Genomic DNA, 22,006 nt, shown 5'->3' on the forward strand with positions numbered 1-22,006 from the left:
GCATGGCCCTGGTGGCGGCGACGGTCGCCGCCGGCAAGACGCCGGTGCCGCAACTGATCGTGGGCCGCCAGACGGCGGTCCAGGGGGACACCACGCCGATCAGCCCGAAGATGATCGACGCGCTGCGGCCGATGATGCGGCTGGTGGTGACCAACGGAACCGCCAAGGAGATCGCCGGCTGCGGCGAGATCTACGGCAAGACCGGTGAGGCCGAGTTCCCGGGCGGATCGCATTCCTGGTTCGCCGGCTACCGCGGCGACCTGGCCTTCGCCTCGTTGATCGTCGGGGGCGGCAGCTCGGAGTGGGCGGTTCGGATGACCAAGTTCATGTTCGAGGCGCTGCCGCCGAACTTCCTGGCCTGATCTGACGGGGGCGACCCGCCGCGCCCGCTTCGCCGCGCTTGCGATCGCCCCTGATCTGATGGGGGCGACCCGCCGCGCCCGGCTTCGCCGCGCTTGCGATCGCCCCTGATCTGACAGGGGCGACCCCGGCCCGCTTCAGCGGTAAATTGCGAACATGACCGATACCGGCGGCGACATGGTGGCCCTGCGGGTCTCCGACGCCGACCGCAACGGCACGATGCGCCGGCTGCACAACGCCGTCGCACTCGGGCTGATCGACATCGACGAGTTCGAGCAGCGCTCGTCGCTGGTGTCCTACGCGCGCACGCGCGGCGAGCTGGACCATCTGGTCGGCGACCTGCCGGGGCCGGGCGCCATCGTCACCTCCGCGGCCGACCGGGTCGAGCTGCGGGGCTGGGCGGGTTCGCTGAAGCGCCACGGCGAATGGCAGGTGCCCACCCGCCTGGCGCTGGTCCGCCGGCTGGGCTCGGTGGAACTCGACCTCACCAAGGCCCGCTTCGCGGGGCCGGTGGTGGTCATCGAACTCGACATGAGATTCGGCTCCGTGGAGATTCGATTGCCCGACGGCGCCAGCGCGTCCATCGACGACGTCGAGGTCTACGTGGGCAGCGCCAGCGACCGTCGCAAAGACCCGCCTGGTGAGGGCAGGCCGCACGTGGTGTTGACCGGGCGGGTGGTGTGCGGCTCGGTGATCATCCGCGGGCCGCGGCGCTCGCTGCTGCGCCGTCAGCGGCTCTGAGCGTCCATCCGCCCTGCCATTAAGCTGGTCGCATGCCTGCTCGCACCGCGCTTTCCCCTGGAGAGTTGTCCCCGACTCTGCCGGTGCCCGGCAGTATCGCGCGCCCGGAATACGTCGGCAAGCCCACCGCCCAGGAGGGCAGCGAACCGTGGGTGCAGACCCCCGAAGTGATCGAGAAGATGCGCGTCGCCGGCCGGATCGCGGCCGGCGCGCTGGTGGAGGCGGGCAAGGCCGTCGCACCGGGCGTGACCACCGACGAACTGGACCGCATCGCCCACGAGTACATGGTCGACCACGGCGCCTACCCCTCCACGCTGGGTTACAAGGGCTACCCGAAATCGTGCTGCACGTCGCTCAACGAGGTCATCTGCCACGGAATACCGGACTCGACGGTGATCGAGGACGGCGACATCGTCAACATCGACGTCACGGCCTACATCGACGGCGTGCACGGCGACACCAACGCGACCTTCCTGGCCGGCGACGTGTCCGAGGAGCACCGGTTGCTGGTGGAACGAACCCGGGAGGCGACGATGCGCGCGATCAACGCCGTCAAGCCCGGGCGGGCGCTGTCGGTCGTCGGCCGCGTCATCGAGTCGTACGCAAACCGGTTCGGCTACAACGTCGTTCGTGACTTCACCGGTCACGGCATCGGTACCACGTTCCACAACGGCCTGGTGGTCCTGCACTACGAGCAGCCGTCGGTGTCGACCATCATGCAACCGGGGATGACGTTCACCATCGAACCGATGATCAACCTCGGCGGCCTGGACTACGAGATCTGGGACGACGGCTGGACGGTGGTCACCCGCGATCGCAAGTGGACCGCGCAGTTCGAGCACACCCTGCTGGTCACCGACACCGGCGTCGAAATCCTCACCTTGCCATGACTTTCGCCGGATGACCGGAGCCCTGCTGGTCGCGGGCACCAGCTCCGACGCCGGGAAATCGGTGGTGGTGGCGGGCCTGTGCCGGTTGCTGGCCCGCCGCGGGGTCCGCGTCGCCCCCTTCAAGGCGCAGAACATGTCCAACAACTCCGTGGTGACCGTCGAAGGCGGTGAGATCGGCCGCGCCCAGGCGATCCAGGCGCGCGCGGCGGGACTGGAACCGAGCGTGCGCTTCAATCCGATCCTGCTCAAGCCGGGCAGTGACCGCACCTCGCAACTGGTGATCAAGGGTCGGGTCGCCGACACGGTCAGCGCGAAAAGCTATGTGCGGCACCGTGAACGGCTGTCAGTCATCGTCGGCGACGAATTGGCAAGCCTGCGTGCCGAATTCGACGCGGTGATATGCGAGGGGGCCGGTTCGCCGGCCGAGATCAACCTGCGCGCCACCGATCTGGCCAACATGGGACTGGCCCGGGCCGCGGGCTTGCCGGTGCTTCTGGTCGGGGACATCGATCGCGGGGGGCTGTTGGCGCACCTGTTCGGGACGGTCGCGGTCCTCGAGCCCGACGACCAGGCGCTGATCGCGGGGTTCGTCGTCAACAAGTTCCGCGGTGATCCCGCGCTGCTCGAACCCGGGTTGCGCCAGCTGCACGACATGACCGGCCGGCCCACCTACGGCGTCCTCCCGTACGCCGACGAGCTGTGGCTGGACGCCGAGGACTCGCTGTCGGTGGTCGCGCACCGCGTCATCGGCACGCCCGCCCCGCCGTGCGGCGACGAGTGGTTGCGGGTGGCCGCGGTCCGGTTGCCCCGGATCTCCAACTCCACCGACGTCGAGGCGCTGGCCTGTGAACCGGGCGTGCTGGTGCGCTGGGTCACCGACCCCGCCGACGTCACCGACGCCGACCTGATCGTCATCCCGGGCAGCAAGGCCACCGTCGCGGACCTGGCGTGGTTGCGCGGTCAGGGCCTGGCCGACGCGATCGCCGCGCACGCCCGCGCGGGCAGGCCGGTGCTGGGAATCTGCGGCGGATTTCAGATGCTGTGCAGTCGCCTAGACGATCCGGTGGAATCCGGCACGACGGGCGTGCCCGGGCTCGGGCTGTTGGACGCCGACATCGCCTTCGATGTCGACAAGACCCTGCGCCGCTGGCAGCGGCCGCTGTCCGGATACGAGATCCATCACGGCCGGGTCACCCGCTGCGCCGAGGCGAGCTGGTTCGAGTGCGGCGCCGATCCCCAGCCCCAGGGTGTGGTGCGCGGAGCGGTCTTCGGGACCCACTGGCACGGGCTGCTCGACAACGACGACTTCCGGCGCGGCTGGCTGCGCCGGGTCGCAGACGCGGCAGGCCGCGGCGGATTCGTGGTCGGTGACGTTGACGTCGCCGCCCGCCGCGACGCGCAACTCGATGTCGCCGCCGACTTGCTGGCATCCCATCTCGACATCGACGGTATTCTCAGCTTGCTTGATGGTCCCCCGCCGCGGCGACCGCATCTGGCAAGCGCCTTGCGCCCCTAGGGCATTCGCGCCCAGCGCGGTATGAACGCCGCCGTTGACGACGCGGCCGAAAAACGAATTTGCGTACCAGATGCCGAAGAATCGTCGCGCACGGATGCCGTTTGGTTGTAGCGTGCTGGGGTGTCCTCGATGATGACCACCCTGGACGGATTCCCCGTGCCGGTGGTGGTGGCCGGCCCGGAGAACGGCGTCGTCGTCGTCATACTGGGCGACGAAGACCGCGTCCCGGCGGCGTACGACGCGGTCTGCGAGCGCCTGCACACCGCATCGCTTCGGACGGTCGTGGTCGGCTTCGATTCTCGGCTGACCCCCAAGTCGCTCATCGGCATCCTCGACGCGCTGGGCATCGGCTGGGCCGTGGTGATGGGCGATCGCGCCGGCGCCGAGCTCGCCTGGGAGCTGACCGCCACGCGGCTGGGCCGCTTCGTCGGACTGGTGGTGATCGACCGCGGCCACCCGCGGGCCTCCAACTACGAGGGCGCCGTCACCGACGGGCACTGCCCGCCGGTCGAGATCGGCACCACCGTGTTGGTCAGCTCGCCGGCCGCCCGGGCCGTGGCGCAGGCCAGCCAGCGCTACGTCTACGCCGATTACCGGGTGGTGCACCTGGGGCGCCGCAGCGTGCAGGAGTCGACGGCGCAACTGGCCGCCGAGATCATTCTGCGCACCAGCACCTGGTAGCGCCTGGTTGACTGACGGTCATGGCCAGTGAAGAACCTGCCGTGACCGATCCCGGCGCCGCGATGCTGTCGTTGACGGACCTGCAGCGATTGGTGGGCGCCGCTGAGGTGGACACGGTCATCGTGGCGTTCGCCGACATGCAGGGCCGGCTGGTCGGCAAGCGGATCGACGCCCGGTTGTTCGTCGACGAGGTGGCCACGCACGGCGCCGAGTGCTGCGGGTACCTGCTCGCCGTCGACGTCGACATGAACACCGTGAGCGGCTACGCCGTGTCGAGCTGGGACACCGGATACGGCGACACGGTGCTGCGGCCCGACCTGTCCACCCTGCGGCGCATTCCCTGGCTGCCCGGCACGGCGTTGGTGATCGCCGACGTGGGTTGGTCCGACGGCAGCCCGGTCGCCGTGTCGCCGCGGGCGATCCTGCGCCGCCAACTGGACCGGTTGGCCGAGCGCGGCCTGGCCGCCGACGTCGCGACCGAGCTGGAATTCATCGTGTTCGACGAGCCCTATCGCCAGGCGTGGGCCAACGGCTACCGCGGGCTGACCCCGGCCAGTGACTACAACATCGACTACGCGATCGCGGCGTCCTCGCGGATGGAGCCGCTGCTGCGCGACATCCGGCAGGGGATGATCGGCGCCGGCCTGCGCTTCGAGGCCGTCAAGGGCGAATGCAACAGGGGACAGCAGGAAATCGGTTTCCGCTACGCCGACGCGCTGATCACCTGCGACAACCACGTCATCTACAAGAACGGCGCCAAAGAGATCGCCGACCGGCATGGCAAGAGCCTGACGTTCATGGCGAAATACGATGAGCGAGAAGGCAACAGCTGTCACGTGCACCTCTCGCTGCGCGATTCGCAGGGTGGTGCCGTGTTCGCCGATCCCAGCCGCCCGCACGGCATGTCCTCGACGTTCTGCAGTTTCCTGGCCGGCCTGCTCGCCAGCCTGGGCGAGCTCATGCTGTTCTATGCGCCGAACGTGAACTCCTACAAGCGATTCGCCGACGGCAGTTTCGCGCCCACCGCGCTGGCGTGGGGTTTGGACAATCGCACCTGCGCGCTGCGGGTGGTCGGTCATGGATCCAACACCCGCGTCGAGTGCCGGGTGCCCGGCGGCGACGTCAACCCGTATCTGGCGGTGGCGGCCATCGTCGCCGGAGGGCTGTACGGTATCGAACGGGGCCTGGAGCTACCGGAGCCCTGCGCGGGAAACGCCTATCAGACTCCCGGCGTCGAGCGGTTGCCCGTCACCCTGGCCGAGGCGGCCTCGGCGTTCGAACGCTCGGCGCTCGCGCGGGACGCGTTCGGCGACGACGTGGTCGCCCATTACCTGAACAATGCGCGGGTGGAGTTGGCGGCCTTCAACGCGGCGGTCACCGACTGGGAGAGGATGCGTGGGTTTGAACGGCTCTGAGTTCGACGGTGGCGACCCGCTGCGCCCGGCTGCGCCGCGCTTGCGATCGCCACTGTCCGACGGTGGCCGCCCGCCCCGCCCGGTGATCGGCCTCACGACGTACCTGGAGCGGGTGCAGACCGGCATCTGGGATATCCCCGCCGGGTATCTGCCCGCCGACTACTTCGAAGGCGTCATCCTGGCCGGCGGGATCGCGGTGCTGCTGCCACCGCAGCCGGTGGACGCCGAGATCGTCGATTCGGTTCTCGACAGCCTGCACGCCCTGGTGATCACGGGCGGCTACGACGTGGACCCCGCCAGCTACGGCCAGCAACCCCACCCGAGCACCGACGCGCCCCGCACCGACCGCGACGCGTGGGAGTTCGCGCTGTTGCGTGGCGCGCTGCGGCGGGGCCTGCCGGTGCTCGGAATCTGCCGCGGCGCACAGATACTCAACGTCGCCCTGGGCGGCACGTTGCACCAGCACCTGCCCGATGTGCTCGGGCACAGCGGACACCGGGCGGGCAACGGCGTGTTCACCCGGCTGCCGGTGCGCACCGTGGCGGGCACCCGGCTGGCCGCGCTGGTCGGGGAGGCCGCCGATGCGCCGAGCTATCACCACCAGGCCATCGACAAAGTGGGGGACGGCCTGGTGGTCAGCGCGCGGGACGGCGACGGCGTCGTCGAGGCGCTGGAGCTGCCGGGGGACCGGTTTGTGCTTGCCGTGCAATGGCATCCGGAGCAGTCGCTGGACGATCTGCGGCTGTTCACCGCGATCGTGGACGCCGCGCGGTCCTACGCGGGACGCGTGAGCTGAGGTGAGCACCGCGCAACTGATCAACCCGGCGACCGAGGAGGTGCTGCGGTCGGTCGAGCACGCCGACGTCGCGGCGGTCGACGACGCGGTGCTCCGGGCGCGGGCGGCCCAGCGCAGGTGGGCGCGGTTGGCTCCGGCCGAACGGGCCGCCGGCCTGCGGGCCTTCGCCGCCGCCGTCGACGCCCATCTCGACGAGCTGGCCGCCCTCGAGGTCGCCAACTCGGGGCATCCCATCGCGTCGGCCGAGTGGGAGGGCGGTCACGTCCGCGACGTGTTGAACTTCTACGCGGCCAGCCCGGAACGCTTGTCCGGCAAGCAGATTCCCGTGGCCGGCGGCCTGGATGTCACGTTCAACGAGCCGATGGGCGTGGTCGGCGTGATCACCCCGTGGAACTTCCCGATGCCCATCGCGTCGTGGGGTTTCGCGCCGGCGCTGGCCGCGGGCAACGCCGTGCTGGTCAAACCCGCCGAGGTGACGCCGCTGACCACGATCCGGCTCGGTGAGCTGGCGGTGCAGGCCGGCCTCGACGCGGACCTGCTGCAGGTGCTGCCGGGGCGGGGCGCGGTGGTCGGGGAGCGGTTCGTCACCCACCCCGGCATCCGCAAGATCGTGTTCACCGGGTCCACCGAGGTCGGCAAGCAGGTGATGTCCCGTGCGGCCGCACAGGTCAAGCGGGTGACCCTCGAACTGGGCGGCAAGAGCGCCAACATCGTCTTCGCCGACTGTGACCTGGAGCGTGCCGCCGCGACCGCGCCGGCCGGGGTGTTCGACAACGCGGGTCAGGACTGCTGCGCCCGCAGCCGAATCCTGGTGCAGCGCAGCGTCTATGACCGCTTCATGGAGTTACTCGAGCCCGCCGTCACGCGCGTCGTCGTCGGCGACCCGGCGTCTCGGGACACCGAGATGGGGCCGCTGGTGTCCGCGGCGCACCGCGACAAGGTGGCGTCGTACGTTCCCGACGACGCCCCGGTCGCGTTTCGCGGCACCGCACCGGACGGCCGCGGATTCTGGTTCCCGCCAACGGTTCTGACGCCACCCCGGACCGACCGCTGTGTCACCGACGAGATCTTCGGCCCGGTCGTCACGGTGCTGGCCTTCGACGACGAGCACGACGCCGTCACGCTGGCCAACGACACCAGCTACGGCCTGTCCGGATCGATCTGGACCGACGACCTGTCCCGCGCGTTGCGCGTCTCGCGGGCGGTGGAAGCCGGGAACCTGTCAGTGAATTCGCACTCGTCGGTGCGCTACAGCACCCCGTTCGGCGGGTTCAAGCAGTCGGGGCTGGGCCGTGAGCTGGGCCCAGACGCGCCGCTGCACTTCACCGAGACCAAGAACGTGTTCATCGCGATCAAGGAGGACTAGGCGGTGGCGGTCGATCTCACCCAACGACTGGCGGGCCGGGTGGCCGTCGTCACCGGCGCCGGCGGCGGCATCGGGCTGGCCGCGGCGCGGCGGATGCGCGCCGAGGGCGCCACCATCGTGGTGGGCGACATCGACGCCGACGCCGGTGGCGCGGCGGCCGAGGAACTGTCCGGCTTGTTCGTGCCCACCGACGTGTCCGACGAGGGCGCGGTCGACGCGCTGTTCGATACCGCGGCGCGCGCGCACGGGCGCATCGACATCGCGTTCAACAACGCCGGCATCTCCCCGCCCGACGACGACCTGATCGAGAACACCGAACTGCCGGCGTGGCAACGCGTTCAGGACGTCAACCTGAAGTCGGTGTACCTGTGCTGCCGGGCGGCGCTGCGCCACATGGTGCCCGCCCGCCAGGGATCGATCATCAACACCGCGTCGTTCGTCGCGGTCCTGGGGTCGGCGACGTCGCAGATCTCCTACACCGCATCCAAGGGCGGGGTGCTGGCCATGTCGCGCGAGCTGGGCGTGCAGTTCGCCCGGCAAGGCATCCGCGTCAACGCCTTGTGCCCGGGGCCGGTCAACACCCCTCTGCTGCAAGAGCTTTTCGCCAAGGACCCGGAACGCGCCGCGCGCCGGCTGGTGCACGTCCCGGTCGGCCGGTTCGCCGATCCCAACGAAATCGCCTCGGCGGTAGCGTTTTTGGCCAGCGACGACGCGTCGTTCATCACCGCCTCGACGTTCATGGTCGACGGCGGCATCAGCGCGGCCTACGTCACCCCGCTCTAACCCAGCTCATTGGCCGCATGCGGTCCGGGCGGCTCGCTGATCGCGACCAGGCGGATGGGTTCGCCGGTCCGGTCGTCGATCGAGCGCTGCAGCAGGGGCGCCGCGGCCGCCCAGGCGCGCGGCACCGACAGCGCACCGACCGGCGCCGCGCGGCGCCAGGCCGCCTCGACGCCATTGGTGGCGGCAGGCTTCGGGAAGAGCGATTGCAGGGCCGCCGTCTTGTTCACCGAATTCAGGTGGGCGATCGCGAAATCCGACGGTGCGGTCACCGAGTTCAGCTTCGACAGCGGCGCGGTGACCGGGGACAGGGACGCATCGATCGTCTGCAGTGGTGACGATGACAGCCGTGCTAAAGCGTCGGGTATCACCGACATCACCTTGCCGCCGGCCGATATGACGTCCGGTGCCGATTGTAGGACCCAACTACGTTCGGCCACAGCAGGATTGCCGGGTGGTTCGGGAAAGGGAGCCATCGCCGTGGCAGCGGCCGCGGCCCGCGCGTAGGCGTACATCGCGCCGGTGTTCTGCGCCCACATCGCGTCGTACTCGGCGTCGGCGTCCGCGATCACGGTGCTGTGGTGGCCCAGACAATTCGTCGAGGCCAGCGCGAGTCGTCGGGCGCAGTTGCCGGCGATCGCCTGCGGCGAGACGGTCGCCGTGAAGGCCGTCTGATGCGCGCCCGCCGCCGCCGCGAGCTGGATGGCCGCTTGCTCACCGCGGGCCGCGACCGTCTCGAGCCAGTCGACGTAGCGTGCGGCTGCGGTGAGCGCCGCCGGGGCCAAGCCCGCGTCGGCCGCAGCCAGCTTCGCGGTCACCGCCCGATAGTCGGCCGCTGCGGTAAAGAGCCGCGCCGCCAGCGCATCCCATGCCGCCGCGGCCCGCATCATCGAGCCCGCGCCGGGTCCCGAGTACATCAGCCCGGAGTTGATCTCCGGAGGTAGCGTCGCGAAATCCATTACAGCCTCCGCCCGAGAGTGGCGGTGTGAGTTGTGCCCGAAAACATGAGGGTGTTCCTTCACGAGATAGACGCGGGGGTTACAAGCCGGTGGGCGAGGCACGCTCGGCCCGGGCGCCACGATCAGCTACGGGCGACGCAGATCTGGGTCAAGATATCTCGGTCGGACAAAGTGACCGCCGGCGCGCGGGATCGGGCGCCGGCGGGCGCAAACCCTATCGGGGTGAACGACAACGGCACCGGCGCCAGCACCGATTGTGCCGACACGCGGTTCCAGGTCAGGGGCCGCTCCTTCGTCATCCACGCGCTGTGGAACGGCTTGCGGTTGGTCTTGTTGGCCGGCGCGCCGACGCGCGACGCCGCCACGGCGGGCTGGCCGAGGGCGGGCAGACGACCGTGCGTCAGTCCCGCGGCCGCGCCGAGTCCTGCGGACCACGCGGCGGGCTCCGGCGGTGCCGCCGCGGAGAAGGCGGGTCGCAGCGCCGAACCCGCGATCAGGGCGGTGAAGGCCGCCAGCGCTGCGGCAACCGCGATGGCCGCCTGCCATCGCCGAGTCTCGCCAACGCCCCGGGAAACCACAGTGCACCGAATGTAGCGCGCAAAGATCGGCGAACGGTCTAAACGAGCTGTGAACTCGATCCGAGCCCGGTGTGTGTTTGCGCAGTTACGGCCCGAAAACGATGAGCGGGATGGCCATCTCCGCCGCGGTGGCTCCGCCGTGAAAGCCGACCAGGCGAGACGTTTCCGGGGGCTCGTGCGCGCTGGCCAGTACCGCAGCGTCACCGGAGCAGACGACGACCACGTCGCCGAGACGTTCCAGGTGGTGCGGGGCGACCGTCCCGAACATGCCGGTGGCCACCGCCTGCTCGCGGCCGTACACGGTGGCGCTGCCGTCCAGCAGCTCGCCCCACGCCGCCCGCACGTCGCCGGCCGCCCCCGGCACGGTGTGCAGATACCGCACCCGCGGTTCGCCGGCCACCACCTCGATTCCCTCGCTCAGCCTGGGGTCGGAGTCGAGGTCGATCCGCGCCCGCTGTGGGACGTTGATGCCGCCGTGGTCGGCGGTGACCAGCATCGCCGCGGTCGGCGGCAGCGCCTCGAGCAGGCGGGTCAGCAGCGCATCGACGTTGGTCGCCGCGTCATGCCACTGCTGCGAACCGATCCCGAAGACGTGGGCGGCGGTGTCGAGCTCGGCGGTGTAGCCGTAGACCAGCCCGGGCCCCGCGCGCAGCACGTCGGCCACCAGCCGCGCGTAGTCGTCGGCCGGATCCGCCGGGTGCAGCTCGGCGCCGCGGTAGGCGGCGTCGGTCAGCCCGCTGCCGACGAACACCGCGGGCAACACCGCTCGGGCGCTCACGCCCGCCGCCTGGAGCCGCTCGAACCACGTCGGCACCGGCTGCCACGTGGCGGGCGGCGGGTCGTCACGCCAGCGGACGTGGTTGAGCACCCGATCGGTGCCCGGCACCCGGAGCGTGAAGCCCAGGATCCCGTGCTCGCCCGGCTGCGCGCCGGTGCCAAGCGACACCAGGCTGGTCGGCGTGGTCGACGGGAACGTGCAGTCCAGCCGGGTCAGTCGGCCGGTGCCACCGGCCAGCACGGAGGCCAGCAGTGGGGCGCTGCCGGCCAGCTGGGGGAGCAGGTCCCAGCCCAATCCATCCACCAGCACGACGAGCACCCGGTCGATCCGGTCCGCGTCCACCGACTCCGCCACCGTCAGTTCGTCCGGTGGGTGCGAGCCGCCCGGGACCCCGAGCAGGGTGGCCGCGGCGGGCAGCACGTCGCGCAGAGAACCGGGCACGGGGCCAGTCTGGTGGCGAAGTCAGACGTGCGCCAGTCGATGGCCGGTCACCAGCAGCTGCCGGTTCGTGCTGTCGGTCAGCGCGCACAGCTGCACCGGCGACAGGCGGCCACACAACCGGCCCCAGTGCATCGCCACCACATCGCCGGCGGCCACGTCGGGGACCGCGCTGTAGCCGTCAACCCACACGTCGAGCGCGCGCGCCGACGGTGTCGACAGCGCCAGCGCCTGACCGTCCCAGGTCAGGCTGCGGCACAACACCTCAACGCGGTCCGCGTCGCGGGAAAGCACTGTGCCGGAAGTGATTCGGCAGTTGTCCAGCACGCTCAGCGGTTGTGCGTCGGTACCGCGGCCCAGGAAGCGCGTCCACGGATATACCCCGAACACGTGGAAGCAGTGGTTGCCGGCCGCCTCGCCCGCCAGATCCGCGGTGAGGTGCGACCAGTAGTGGCCCGCCTGCGGGCCGATGATTTCGAGCAGCGCGTCGAAGAATCGCTGCGGGTCGAGGTCGGCGGCGACGCCACCGCCGAGCCAATAGGATTCGACCAGGCGGTAATCCAACGGGTCGGCGATGCCGGTCAGCTCCGACAGCACTCGCAGATACGGCCAGGCCCCGGAGAACTGCGTCGCCGCCCTGCGCACGTCGGCGACCGACCCGCCCCGCAGGGTGGCTCCCAACGGCGGACCGCAGTAGCCCAGCGCGTTGGGCGCGTAGGCGTAGCGCGCGAACATCTCGGCACCGCGGGAATCGGTCAAGTGCGCCCCACCAGCTTGACCGCGTCGCGGTGCATGCGGCCGAAGTTGTAATAGGCCGCGCACGCCCCTTCGGGCGAGACCATGCACGTTCCGATCGGGGTCTCGGGTGTGCAGGCGGTGCCGAAAACCTTGCATTCCCAAGGCTTGAGCACACCCTTGAGCACCTCACCGCATTGGCAGGCCTTCGGGTCGGCGACCCGCACGCCGGGCATCGCGAACCGCAGCTCGGCGTCGAACTCGGCGAAGTCGTCGTGCAGCCGCAGCGCGCTTTGCGAGATGAAGCCCAGCCCGCGCCATTCGAAGTGGGGCCGCAGCGCGAACACCCTGCCCAGCAACGCCAGGGCCGCGGGGTTGCCACGCTCGGGCACCACGCGCTTGTACTGGTTCTCCACCTCGCAGCGGCCCTCGCGGATCTGGCGCAGCAGCATCGCGACCGAGGCGAGGATGTCCAGGGGTTCGAAACCGGCCACCACCAACGGCTTCCGGTACACCTCGGGCACGAACCGGTAGGGCCGGTTGCCGACCACGGTGGACACGTGCCCGGGTCCGATGAAGCCGGACAGCCGCAGGTCCGGCGACTCGAGGATGGCCCTGATCGGCGGCACGATCGTGACGTGGTTGCAGAACACGCTGAAGTTGGGCAGGCCCAGCTCGCGGGCCCGCACCAGCGTCACCGCGGTCGAGGGCGCGGTGGTCTCGAAACCGATGGCGAAGAACACCACTTGTTTGTCGGGGTTGTCGACCGCGATCTTGCACGCGTCCAGCGGGGAGTAGACGAACCGGACGTCGGCCCCGCGGGCCTTGGCGTCCAGCAGGCTGCCGTGCGAGCCGGGCACCCGCATCATGTCGCCGAAGCAGGTGAAGATCACATCGGGCTGGCCGGCCAGCCACATCGCGTCGTCGATGCGTCCCATCGGGATCACGCAGACGGGGCAGCCCGGGCCGTGCACCAGTTCGACGTTGTCGGGCAGCAGGTGTTCGATGCCGTGCCGGTAGATGGTGTGCGTGTGACCGCCGCACACCTCCATGAACTTGAACTCCGCACCGTCGGTCCCGGCCAGGTGCTCGATGGCCACCAGCAGCTTGCGCGCCGCGGCCGGGTCGCGGAACTCGTCAACGAATTTCATTGCCGCTCCTCGTTACACGATGGCCGACGAATCGAAGGCCTGCATTTCGGTCGTGTAGGCGTCGCCGAGTTTCTTGATGGCCGCCAGCGTCAGCAACGCCTCGGTCTCGTCGATCTTGGCCATCGCGAATCCCACATGCACCAGCACCCAGTCGTCGGGTGCGGGCAGGTCGTCTTCCAGCAGCCGGACGCTGATGGTCCGCTGCACACCACTGACGTCCACCTTCGCCAAACAATTGGCGGGGTCGGTGATCTCGACGATCCGGCCCGGAATTCCAAGACACATCTGATTACCTCCTAGCAGATCCGCGGCAACGGATCCCCGACGAGCATGTCGACGATCCGGGTGCCGCCGAATCCCGTACGCAGGACCACGCTTTCGGCGGGTTGGGTGACGATTTCCCCGACCTCGGCCGCATCGGCACCCAACGGATGCGAGCGCAACGCGTCCAGACCGGCCGCGGCCTCCTGCGGCGCGACGACGGCGACGAACTTGCCCTCGTTGGCGACGTAGAGCGGATCGATGCCGAGCAACTCGCAGGCGCCATTGACCATGGGCGCCACCGGGAGTCGCTCCTCGTCGAGCAACACCCCGAGGCCGCAGGCCTGGGCCAGCTCGTTGCACACCGTGCCGACGCCGCCGCGCGTCGCATCACGCATCCATCGGGTGGACGGGGCGGCCGCCATCAACAGCTCCACCAACGGGCTCACCGACGCGGTGTCGGAGGCGATGTCGGCCTCGATGGCCAGATCACCTCGGGCCAGCATCACCGCCATGCCGTGGTCGCCCATGGACCCCGACAACAGCACCTTGTCGCCGGCGCGCACCGACTGCGCGGACAGCGTGCGGCCCGCGGGGATGACACCGGTTCCGGCGGTGGTGATGAACAGTCCGTCGGCCGCGCCTCGGGGCACCACTTTGGTGTCGCCGGTGACGACCTGCACGCCGGCGGCCGCGGCCGCCGCGGCCATGTCGGCGACGATCTCCTTCAATTCGGCGATTCCAAAACCCTCTTCGAGCACGAACGCCGCCGAGATCCAGGACGGCACGGCGCCGGCCACCGCCAGGTCGTTACAGGTGCCGTGGATGGCGAGGGCACCCAGGGAACCCCCGGGAAACCGGCGGGGCTGCACCACAAACGAATCCGTGGACATCGCCAGCCGCTCGCCGCCGGGTAAAGCCAGGACGGCGCCGTCGCCCAGCGACTCGAGCAGCGGGTTGCGGAACGCCTCCACGAACACGGCGTCCACCAGCGCCGCCGATGCCTTGCCGCCGGCGCCGTGCGCCAGCGTCACGTGATCGTCGAGCAGCCGGGGGCGGCGCCGGCGGAACGACTCGATCCGCTCGATCACGTCACCTTCGCCGAACCGCGGCCCCGACGACAGGTAGTCACTTGCCGGGTTGTTCATCACGCCGCCCCCAAACCCTGATCGCTGCCGAGGTTTTCGTGGACGGCCAGCCACAACTGGTAGCCGACCAACGCCTGCGCCTCCTGAATTCGGTGCACGCTCTGCGAACGAACGACGAAGCAGGCGTCCACGTTCGGGTTGTCCACGAAGGCGCCGCCGTCGTAGCCGGCGAAGCCGATGGTGTACAGGCCGCGCTTGTGCGCCTCGGCCAGGGCGGCCAGCAGGTTGGGCGAACCGCCGCTGGTCGACATCGCGAGCGCGATGTCGCCGTCCTTGGCGCGGGCGATCAGTTGCCGGGCGAACACCAGCTCGAACCCGACGTCGTTGCCCAACGCGGTCAGGATCGCCTGGTCGGCGGTCAACGACCACGCCGGCAGCGGCTTGCGCAGCGGTGGCCGGGCGAACAATCTCGCCAGCGTGGTGCAGTCGGTGCAGCTGCCGCCGTTGCCGAAGGTGAACATCCTTGCGCCGGCGGCGAATCGGCGGGCGAGCTCGGCGGCGGCCGCCGCCAGCAGCTCGGCGTTGGCCTCGAGCGTGGACCGCCGCAACGCCAGGCTTTCCGACGCTTTGGCGTGGGCGGAGGCGGCCAGGTCGGCGAGCAGCGCCGACGGGTCGTCTTCTTCGGCGTCGATGAACGGGTACAGGAAATTGGTGGGTTCGTCGGCCGGGCTCATGAAACGTCCTCCTCATCCACGCGACTGATCGCCATGCCGGCATGCACCAGCACCAACTCGCCGGGCTTCACCGGGTCGACGAGCGTGGTGACCACGTCCTCGACCCCCCGGGCGGTGCGCACCCGTGCTTGTCCGCCGATCGAAGCGCTGACCACTTCGCCGAGCCGGCCCTCGTCGCTGCATGTGACACAGACGTCGTCGTCGGGGTTGGGTTTGAGCAGCCCGGAGTGTTCGAAGCACACATGGGTCAGCTCCCACAGCAGGTGGTAGAACAGCACGAAGCCGCCGGTGGCCGGGACACGCGGGTCGGGATCGTCCAGCCAGAGCACATGATCGGCCATCGCGGCCGCTGGCCGCTCGCCGCTGCCGATCCAGATCGTGGTGGCGCCCCAGGCCGGTGCGCGGCGCATCACCGAGCGCACCTGCGCGTTGTCCGCACCCGAGACCGCGACCACGATGTCGCCGGGCCGCACCGAGACCCGGACCAGATCCACCAGATCGGGCCCGGTCAGCGCGACCGCCGGCAGGGCCCGCTTGCCCATGATCACCGGATGCACGAATTCCACCGCGATGTGCAGCGCGTGCGGTTCCCACGACGGCGCGATGGACCACATGGTCGCGCCGGCGGCGAATCGTTTGGCCAGTGTCAGGGCGGTGGCGGCGAGGTCTTCGGCCAGTTCGGCACTCAGGCCGCGATCGATGGCGGTGGTGATCATCGCGTCGACTCCTCCTGCGCGATCAGCACCGAGACCGCGGCCTGGCCCAGCGCCAGCCCGCCGTCGTTCGGCGGCACGACATGATGGGTGAGAACTTCAAACCCGTTGTGCTGCAGCCTCGTACGACAGGCCCGTAACAACAGCACGTTCTGGAAAACCCCGCCGGTGAGGCCCACCAGCCGGGTGGGGCCCGCCACCCGGGTGACCACCTCGGTGACGGCCTCGGCGACGGCCCGGTGAAACGCCGCCGCCAGCGTCGCCGCTGGCGTTCCGGCGTACAGCGCCGCGACCATGGTCTGCACCATCGGGGCGGGATCGATCACCCCGTCGGGGCGCACCGCCAGCGGCAGCGACGGCCGCGCGGACTCCACGCCGACCGACTGGGCCAGCGCCTCGAGTTCGATCGCGGCTTGCCCCTCGTAGTCGATGCGGTGTCGCACGCCGAGCAGGGAGGCGACCGCGTCGAACAGGCGGCCCATGCTCGAACACGGCACGCAGCCCGTCCCGGTCTCCAATTGCGAACGGATGAGCCCTAGTTCGTCGGCGCTCGCTGCGGCCACCGGCGCCAGGTCGGGGGTCCAGTCGATGTCGGCCATCCACAACTGGGACAGCGCCATCCGCCACGGGTTGCGCACGGCGGCGTCGCCGCCGGGCAGCGGCACCGCCAGCAGGTGTCCGGCCCGCACGAAACGGTGGCTTCGCGTTCCGAGGGCCAAAATCTCACCGCCCCAGATCGTTTCGTCACACCCGTAACCGGTGCCGTCGAAGGAGACCCCGATGATGGGTTCGCCGAGGCGACCGTGTTCGGCCAGCAGCGAGACGACGTGGGCGTGGTGGTGCTGCACCAGGTCCAGCGGGCGCTCGTCCGCGTGGCGCTCGGCCCAGCTGCGGGTGTGATAGCCGGGGTGTAGGTCGGCGGCCAACCGGACGGGCCGGCCGCGGATTTCGCTGAGCTGGGACACCGCGCGCTCGAACGCGCGCAGCGTCTCCCAGGTGGCCATGTCGCCGATGTGGCCGGACAGGTACGCCCGGCCGCCGTCGGTGAGGCAGCAGGTGTTCTTCAGTTCGCCGCCCACGGCCAGCACGGTGGGACCCTCGATGTGTAGGTCGACCGGCAGCGGCGCATAGCCCCGGGACCGGCGGACGGGCAGCTCGTGGGCGCCCTGCTCGTCGTGGACGACGCGCACCACCGAGTCGTCACACGGCACATGGATGGGCCGGTCGTGGTCGAGGACCGCGTCGCACAGACCGGGAAGGCGTTGCGCCGCATCCTCCTCGGTGAAGCAGATGGGCTCGTCGGAGCGGTTGGCGCTGGTCAGCACCAGCGCGTCGGGCCCCGGTCCGGGACCGTCCGGCACCGCCGCCAGCAGCAGGTGATGCATGGGGGAGTAGGGCAGCATCAGGCCCAGCAGCGGGCTGCCGGGCGCGACGCCCCCGGCCACCGCGGCGCGAGGGCGCCGACGCAGCAGGACGATCGGGCGGGCCGGGCTGGCCAGCACCGCGGCCTCGGCGTCGTCGACGTAGGCGTAGCGGCGCGCCACATCGAGATCGCGGACGAGCATGGCAAAGGGCTTGGCGCCGCGCGCTTTCCGTGCCCGCAGCGCGGCGACCGCGGTTGCGTCGTCGACGGCGCAGGCCAGGTGGTAGCCGCCGATGCCCTTGACGGCCACCACCGCGCCGGAGGCCAGCGCGGCCTGGGTGGCGCTCAGTGCCGCATCGGAGCCGGTCACCCGGCCGGCCGGCGAGGTGAACCACAGCGTCGGCCCGCAGTCGGGGCAGGCGATCGGTTGCGCGTGGAAGCGGCGATCCGCCGGATCGTGGTATTCGGCGGCGCAGCGCGCACACATGGCGAACGCCGACATGGTGGTGGCCGGCCGGTCGTACGGCAGTCGCTCGATGATGGTGAACCGCGGCCCGCAGTTGGTACAGGTCACGAACGGATGCCGGTACCGCCGGTCGTGCGGGTCGAACAGTTCGGCGAGGCAGTCGTCGCACACGGCGATGTCGGGTGGGATCGGCGTGGTCGCCCCGGGGGCCAATCGGCTTGGCGCGATGCGGAATTCGGGCGGGCAGGCGGCGTCGACCGCGACGTCGGCGACGTGGACGCCGGTGATCCGCGCCAGGGGCGGCGCCTGTACCCGCAGCCGGCGTGCGAACTCCGCCACCCGGTCCGGCCGGCCCTGCACCTCGAGAAAGACCGCACCCGAGTCGTTGCCGACAAACCCGGCCAGACCCAGTTCGGTCGCGATCCGGTGCACGAACGGGCGGAAGCCGACCCCTTGAACCACGCCGGTCACCATGACGCGTCGTCGCACCCGGGTCTCTTCGGGCCGCAACAGCATCGTGGCTTCGGCAATTTCGGTCATCTCAAGCCTCCGGGCTCAGTGCGGGGCCCGCGCGGCCCCGGCCCATCAACTCCAGCCCGGCCATGGCCTGTTCGGCGCCGGCCTGATCGGTCTTCTCGACGACGAAGCCCATGTGGATGATCACCCAGTCACCGGGCGCGAACGTCTCGTCCGGCAACATGCCGACATTGACCTTGCGCTGTTCGCCGGTGACGTCGACCAGTGCCAGCTGGCCCTCGAAACCGTCCAGCATTCCGATGACCTGGCCGGGTATGCCCAAACACATGGCTCAGCACCCCTTTTCCGTCGACGAGGACGGGTGCAGCGCGGCGACGATCTCTTCGACCGCCCGCGCCGCCCGGGGGACGGCCTGGGCGACCGGCTCGGTCAGGCCGATGCCCTCCTGGACGCTGCCCGCCTCGCACCCGACGACCACGGTGTAGGGCGGGTGGCCGCCCAGGGCCCGCAGGCTGGCGAAGACGGCGGCCGGGTCCATGCTGTGACCGTCCAGGCCGCTCGTCTCGGACGGCCCGTCGTGCTCGGCCTGAAAGACGTGCAACGTGCCGGGATGGCCCCGGCTGGGCACGGCGTCGACGAGAACCAGCGTGTCCCACTCCTCGAGCAGGTCATAGGCCAGGTGCATGCCACGGATGCCGTAGTCGATGACCTGAACCGTCGGATCGTCTTGGGGCAGTGCGGCGTTGCGGACCACCTCGGAGCCGAACCCGTCGTCGCCCAGGAAGATGTTGCCGATCCCGGCTACCAGGATGCGCGAAGTCATGGTGGCACCCGCGTCGGCTACATCCGCCTCAACTTCAGATAGCGGCGGGCATCGGGCACGGATATCGCGCCGAGGGCCACGGCGATTGCGACCACCAGCGCGACCATCGCGATGAAGATCCAACCGAGGACTTCCATGACGAACTCCTTTCAGGGGTTTGTGCTGTGCTGCGATTGCAGCGGCTCGACTTCGTCGGGGGAGAAGTACAGGTAGCGGCCGTACCAGTCGTGCAGGTCGGCGGCTGGGTCCTCGTCGACGACGACGGCGACGTGCTTGTTGCCCTCGACGTCCTCGTGCACCGACGTGACGCGGGCGGTCTTGCCGGCGACGAAGATGTCCTGGGCGTCGGCGTTGCGCCGCGGTCGCAACCGGACCTTGCTGCCGCGCGCTACCCGGACCCCGCTCACCAGCACCGCGTCGATCTCGGGGCGAACCGCGTTGTCGGCCATCGGGTCCCACCAGTCCATGCCGTCGGGAATTTCGGGCACCAGTCCGGCGGAGACCTCGAGCCCGTGCGGATCGCGCAGCACGCCGTGCAGCCGGGCCATGGCCTCGGGCGACATGGCGTCGCATTCGTCGATGATCCGTGCGGCCCGCGGGTCGGTGGCCCGGGCCTGTGCCTTCTCGTCGTCGGTCATGGTCATGACGCGCAGGGTGAGGATTTCGTCGATCTCGGTGCAGTCGTACAGGGCGGTGTCGCTCTGTTCGGCGACCTCGGGGTGGTCGTAGAGGATGATCGGCGAGATCAGCAGCATGTCGTCGGTGCCCGGGGGGCCGGCCAGCACTGGGAAGCAGCGATGCTGCGCGCATCGGGACGCCGCGTCGGTCGCGCTCTGCGGCGGCTCGAGCAACGAGACGAACCGGCCGCCAACCACTTCGGCGATGAGGTGCGTTCCGATCAAGGATCGTGCGATGACTGAATCTTTATCGTCCTGTGCGCTCACGGGTGCGCCGGTGTTGGTGACCCGTACCGACACGCGTTGCAGGTCGCCGTCGGCCTGGCTGGTGACGGTCAACACGCCCCGAATCTCGTGGCGTTCGCGGACCAGCCGGCCGCCGTCCAACATCTCGAGGTCGGTTGCCCCCAGTGCCGTCACCGGGAGCGACCAGGGTTGATCGCCGAACGCGAGGGGGCCGAAGGAGACCTCGCACTCCACCGCCTCGTCCCAGGTGAGCCACGATCCGGTCGCGGTGCTCAGCTCGTCGACGGGTTCGAAATCGCCGCCATCGGTGGCCCTTTCGGCCCGCCGGTGCTGCAATTGCAGGAACCGCACCACCAGCGTCAGCGCCCGGGCGCCGTCGACCAAAAACTGTGCGGCAAGGGCATCGTCCTCGCCCAGGCCGGTCTCAACCGCACCGCTTGGCCCCAAAACCCCGAACTGCCAGCGTGATTGGTTCTTGCTCGACGTCCCCCGGTACGGGTAGAGCAGATAGCCTTCGTAGAGCACCGCGTCGGCGACCGTACGGGCCCTATCCCAACTCGACGTCATCGGGTCACCTCGCGATCGGTGGCATCCAGCAGCGAGGTGACGGCGTGGTCGAAGTCGAGCATCCCGCGGGCCGACTTGTAGCGGGCCAGCTCGGTGATGGTTTCGTGGCTCAGCCGGATCCATCCGCTGTTCGGATAGTGCTGTGCGACCAGGTCGCGCCAGACCGTGACGGGCATCGCGTAGTTGTCCTCGCAGTCCCACGACACCTGCTGCACCGAGAACCCGCGCTCGGAGTTGACGAAAACCGTTCCGCTGAACAGGAACTGCAGGGGCACCGCCCCGTCGCGCAGCGCGTGCAGATATTTGGCGGCGGCCACCTCGAAGTCGTAGGTGCAATCCAGCGGCAGGGTGGCGGTGGTGTGGCCGGTGAAGCCGGGCACCATGGCGGTGCAATGCTGCCAGAGGAAGGTGCGCTGGGTGCTGGCCCAGCGTTCGCGGCCGCCGAACAGGTCCATCAGCCCGGCCGCTTCGTCGTCGGAGTAGGAACGACGCAGCGGCTCGATGCGGACCTGGCAACGCAGGGCGATGGCGTGCACCGGGTCGTCGCCGGCCGCGGTGACGGCGACGCGGGCGGTCAACATCGGGCTGACGGTGTACGGCTCGGCCGTCACGTCCAGCACGTCGAAGCTGACGTTCATGGGAGTGTCTTCACGGCGCGGGCGGCGAGCCGGTCGAAGAAGCCGTCGATGAATTCGCGGGCCTGCTGGCCGCCGTCGAAGCCGCGCCATACCATGCGCAGGCGTCCGACGAATTCGTAGCAGGCGTCGATCGGGACCAAATACGTTTCCGGTTGCGGCAATTCCCCATCCTGGGCGCTGTCGGCGACTCGGACCAGCAGCGCCTCCACGTCGTCGGCGAGCAGGCTCACCCGTGAGTCGGCGTCGCGGATGGTTTCCCAGACCTTCATGTCCAGCTCGGATTCGCATGCTCCGGCCGGTCCGGGGTAGAAGGCGACGGTGTGGCCCAGGGCGGAGTTGGTGAAGAAGAAGGCGACCCCCACCGGGATTTGCAGCGCCTCCCACACCAGGCGATCCAGCGCGAAATCGGGAAACGACAGGTACCGGTCGGGCACCGCGCGGTAGCGCAGGTCGGCCGCCGAGTCGGTGAACAGCAGATAGCAGGCGCGGCAGACGCACATGAGTTGGCGGCCGGCCACATTGACCACGTGCTGGTGCTCGTCGGCGATCGGCTCGGCGCACATCTCGCAGCGTTCGCCCGCGGGCTCGGGGGCGCGCCGGTCGCTCCTGATGCGGGCCAGGACGTCGAAGGGACCTGTCATATGCGCCGCTCCTCAGCATCACTTCGTTCTGCATCGTCGCCGGCGGTCATGCCGGCGCGCCCATCGCGTCGGCCCGCAACGCCACCGACAGCAGGCCGTCGTGAGTCAGCAGGGGAATCGGTTCGAGA

General features: G+C 69.9%; 23 protein-coding genes and 1 pseudogene. 9 read left to right on the plus strand and 15 right to left on the minus strand.

Translation table 11 applies throughout. The annotated features are described in order from the left end of the window. The 9 genes from A5646_RS06885 to A5646_RS06925 all read left to right on the plus strand — a co-directional run. Window positions 1-362, plus strand: a 362-nt coding sequence (locus A5646_RS06885; RefSeq protein ID WP_067020794.1) for a penicillin-binding transpeptidase domain-containing protein, incomplete at its 5' end; no start/stop codon positions are given. Between the two features lie 154 nt (window positions 363-516). Continuing rightward, window positions 517-1,101: a DUF1707 domain-containing protein gene (locus tag A5646_RS06890; protein ID WP_066876157.1), complete on the plus strand. Its 585-nt coding sequence runs from the start codon at window positions 517-519 to the stop codon at window positions 1,099-1,101. 32 nt (window positions 1,102-1,133) lie between these two features. Further along, window positions 1,134-1,991, plus strand: a complete 858-nt coding sequence (gene map / locus A5646_RS06895) for a type I methionyl aminopeptidase (RefSeq protein WP_066870276.1) — start codon at window positions 1,134-1,136, stop codon at window positions 1,989-1,991. Between the two features lie 10 nt (window positions 1,992-2,001). After that, the gene (locus tag A5646_RS06900; protein WP_066876155.1) at window positions 2,002-3,507 is read left to right on the plus strand and encodes a cobyric acid synthase; all 1,506 of its coding nucleotides are present in this window, start codon (window positions 2,002-2,004) and stop codon (window positions 3,505-3,507) included. Between the two features lie 129 nt (window positions 3,508-3,636). Continuing rightward, window positions 3,637-4,188: an alpha/beta hydrolase gene (locus A5646_RS06905; RefSeq protein WP_066870371.1), complete on the plus strand. Its 552-nt coding sequence runs from the start codon at window positions 3,637-3,639 to the stop codon at window positions 4,186-4,188. 41 nt (window positions 4,189-4,229) lie between these two features. Then, the gene (locus A5646_RS06910; RefSeq protein WP_156752797.1) at window positions 4,230-5,603 is read left to right on the plus strand and encodes a glutamine synthetase family protein; all 1,374 of its coding nucleotides are present in this window, start codon (window positions 4,230-4,232) and stop codon (window positions 5,601-5,603) included. Further along, window positions 5,590-6,399 carry a gamma-glutamyl-gamma-aminobutyrate hydrolase family protein gene (locus tag A5646_RS06915; RefSeq protein WP_066876181.1) on the plus strand — a complete coding sequence of 270 codons (810 nt, stop codon included), beginning with the start codon at window positions 5,590-5,592 and terminating at the stop codon, window positions 6,397-6,399. The genes A5646_RS06910 and A5646_RS06915 overlap by 14 nt, the downstream gene beginning before the upstream one ends. A 1-nt stretch (window position 6,400) precedes the next feature. Next, window positions 6,401-7,765: an aldehyde dehydrogenase gene (locus tag A5646_RS06920; RefSeq protein ID WP_066876153.1), complete on the plus strand. Its 1,365-nt coding sequence runs from the start codon at window positions 6,401-6,403 to the stop codon at window positions 7,763-7,765. A gap of 3 nt (window positions 7,766-7,768) precedes the next feature. Then, the gene (locus A5646_RS06925; protein ID WP_066876144.1) at window positions 7,769-8,548 is read left to right on the plus strand and encodes a 3-oxoacyl-ACP reductase; all 780 of its coding nucleotides are present in this window, start codon (window positions 7,769-7,771) and stop codon (window positions 8,546-8,548) included. Here A5646_RS06925 and A5646_RS06930 read toward each other — a convergent pair. The 15 genes and pseudogenes from A5646_RS06930 to A5646_RS07000 form a co-directional block, all read right to left on the minus strand. Then, window positions 8,545-9,504 carry a PPE family protein gene (locus A5646_RS06930; RefSeq protein ID WP_066876142.1) on the minus strand — a complete coding sequence of 320 codons (960 nt, stop codon included), beginning with the start codon at window positions 9,502-9,504 and terminating at the stop codon, window positions 8,545-8,547. The two genes, A5646_RS06925 and A5646_RS06930, sit on opposite strands and share 4 nt — an antisense overlap. Before the next feature lie 122 nt (window positions 9,505-9,626). After that, window positions 9,627-10,082 (minus strand): hypothetical protein, encoded by a 456-nt coding sequence (locus tag A5646_RS06935; protein WP_066876140.1) that lies wholly within the window; start codon window positions 10,080-10,082, stop codon window positions 9,627-9,629. A gap of 85 nt (window positions 10,083-10,167) precedes the next feature. Continuing rightward, window positions 10,168-11,301: an alkaline phosphatase family protein gene (locus A5646_RS06940; protein ID WP_066876138.1), complete on the minus strand. Its 1,134-nt coding sequence runs from the start codon at window positions 11,299-11,301 to the stop codon at window positions 10,168-10,170. A gap of 21 nt (window positions 11,302-11,322) precedes the next feature. Beyond that, on the minus strand, window positions 11,323-12,057 hold the full coding sequence (locus tag A5646_RS06945; protein ID WP_255361664.1) for a DUF6390 family protein: 735 nt from the start codon (window positions 12,055-12,057) through the stop codon (window positions 11,323-11,325). Next, complete coding sequence (gene hypD / locus A5646_RS06950; protein ID WP_066870306.1) at window positions 12,054-13,184, minus strand: hydrogenase formation protein HypD; 1,131 nt, start codon at window positions 13,182-13,184, stop codon at window positions 12,054-12,056. The genes A5646_RS06945 and hypD overlap by 4 nt, the downstream gene beginning before the upstream one ends. 12 nt (window positions 13,185-13,196) lie before the next feature. Beyond that, complete coding sequence (locus tag A5646_RS06955) at window positions 13,197-13,469, minus strand: HypC/HybG/HupF family hydrogenase formation chaperone (RefSeq protein WP_066870309.1); 273 nt, start codon at window positions 13,467-13,469, stop codon at window positions 13,197-13,199. Window positions 13,470-13,480: 11 nt separating this feature from the next. Then, complete coding sequence (gene hypE / locus A5646_RS06960; RefSeq protein ID WP_082972112.1) at window positions 13,481-14,593, minus strand: hydrogenase expression/formation protein HypE; 1,113 nt, start codon at window positions 14,591-14,593, stop codon at window positions 13,481-13,483. Continuing rightward, window positions 14,593-15,267, minus strand: coding sequence for an SIS domain-containing protein (locus tag A5646_RS06965; protein ID WP_067020798.1), 675 nt, complete (start codon window positions 15,265-15,267; stop codon window positions 14,593-14,595). Before A5646_RS06965 ends, hypE begins: the two co-directional genes overlap by 1 nt. After that, window positions 15,264-15,983: a HypC/HybG/HupF family hydrogenase formation chaperone gene (locus A5646_RS06970; RefSeq protein WP_066870314.1), complete on the minus strand. Its 720-nt coding sequence runs from the start codon at window positions 15,981-15,983 to the stop codon at window positions 15,264-15,266. The genes A5646_RS06965 and A5646_RS06970 overlap by 4 nt, the downstream gene beginning before the upstream one ends. Further along, complete coding sequence (gene hypF / locus A5646_RS06975) at window positions 15,980-18,349, minus strand: carbamoyltransferase HypF (RefSeq protein ID WP_067020801.1); 2,370 nt, start codon at window positions 18,347-18,349, stop codon at window positions 15,980-15,982. Before hypF ends, A5646_RS06970 begins: the two co-directional genes overlap by 4 nt. 1 nt (window position 18,350) lies before the next feature. After that, window positions 18,351-18,614 (minus strand): HypC/HybG/HupF family hydrogenase formation chaperone, encoded by a 264-nt coding sequence (locus A5646_RS06980; protein WP_066870320.1) that lies wholly within the window; start codon window positions 18,612-18,614, stop codon window positions 18,351-18,353. A gap of 3 nt (window positions 18,615-18,617) precedes the next feature. Then, the gene (locus A5646_RS06985; RefSeq protein ID WP_066870323.1) at window positions 18,618-19,109 is read right to left on the minus strand and encodes a hydrogenase maturation protease; all 492 of its coding nucleotides are present in this window, start codon (window positions 19,107-19,109) and stop codon (window positions 18,618-18,620) included. A gap of 127 nt (window positions 19,110-19,236) precedes the next feature. After that, window positions 19,237-20,599 (minus strand): annotated as a pseudogene (locus tag A5646_RS06990) (hypothetical protein); the annotation flags it as partial. After that, window positions 20,596-21,237 carry a DUF6084 family protein gene (locus A5646_RS06995; protein ID WP_066870329.1) on the minus strand — a complete coding sequence of 214 codons (642 nt, stop codon included), beginning with the start codon at window positions 21,235-21,237 and terminating at the stop codon, window positions 20,596-20,598. The gene A5646_RS06995 and the pseudogene A5646_RS06990, both read right to left, overlap by 4 nt. After that, on the minus strand, window positions 21,234-21,878 hold the full coding sequence (locus A5646_RS07000; RefSeq protein WP_066870332.1) for a DUF5947 family protein: 645 nt from the start codon (window positions 21,876-21,878) through the stop codon (window positions 21,234-21,236). Before A5646_RS07000 ends, A5646_RS06995 begins: the two co-directional genes overlap by 4 nt. Window positions 21,879-22,006: the final 128 nt, after the last annotated feature.

The sequence above is a fragment of the Mycobacterium sp. 1245499.0 genome (assembly GCF_001673615.1).
Classification (GTDB): Bacteria; Actinomycetota; Actinomycetes; order Mycobacteriales; family Mycobacteriaceae; genus Mycobacterium; species Mycobacterium europaeum_A.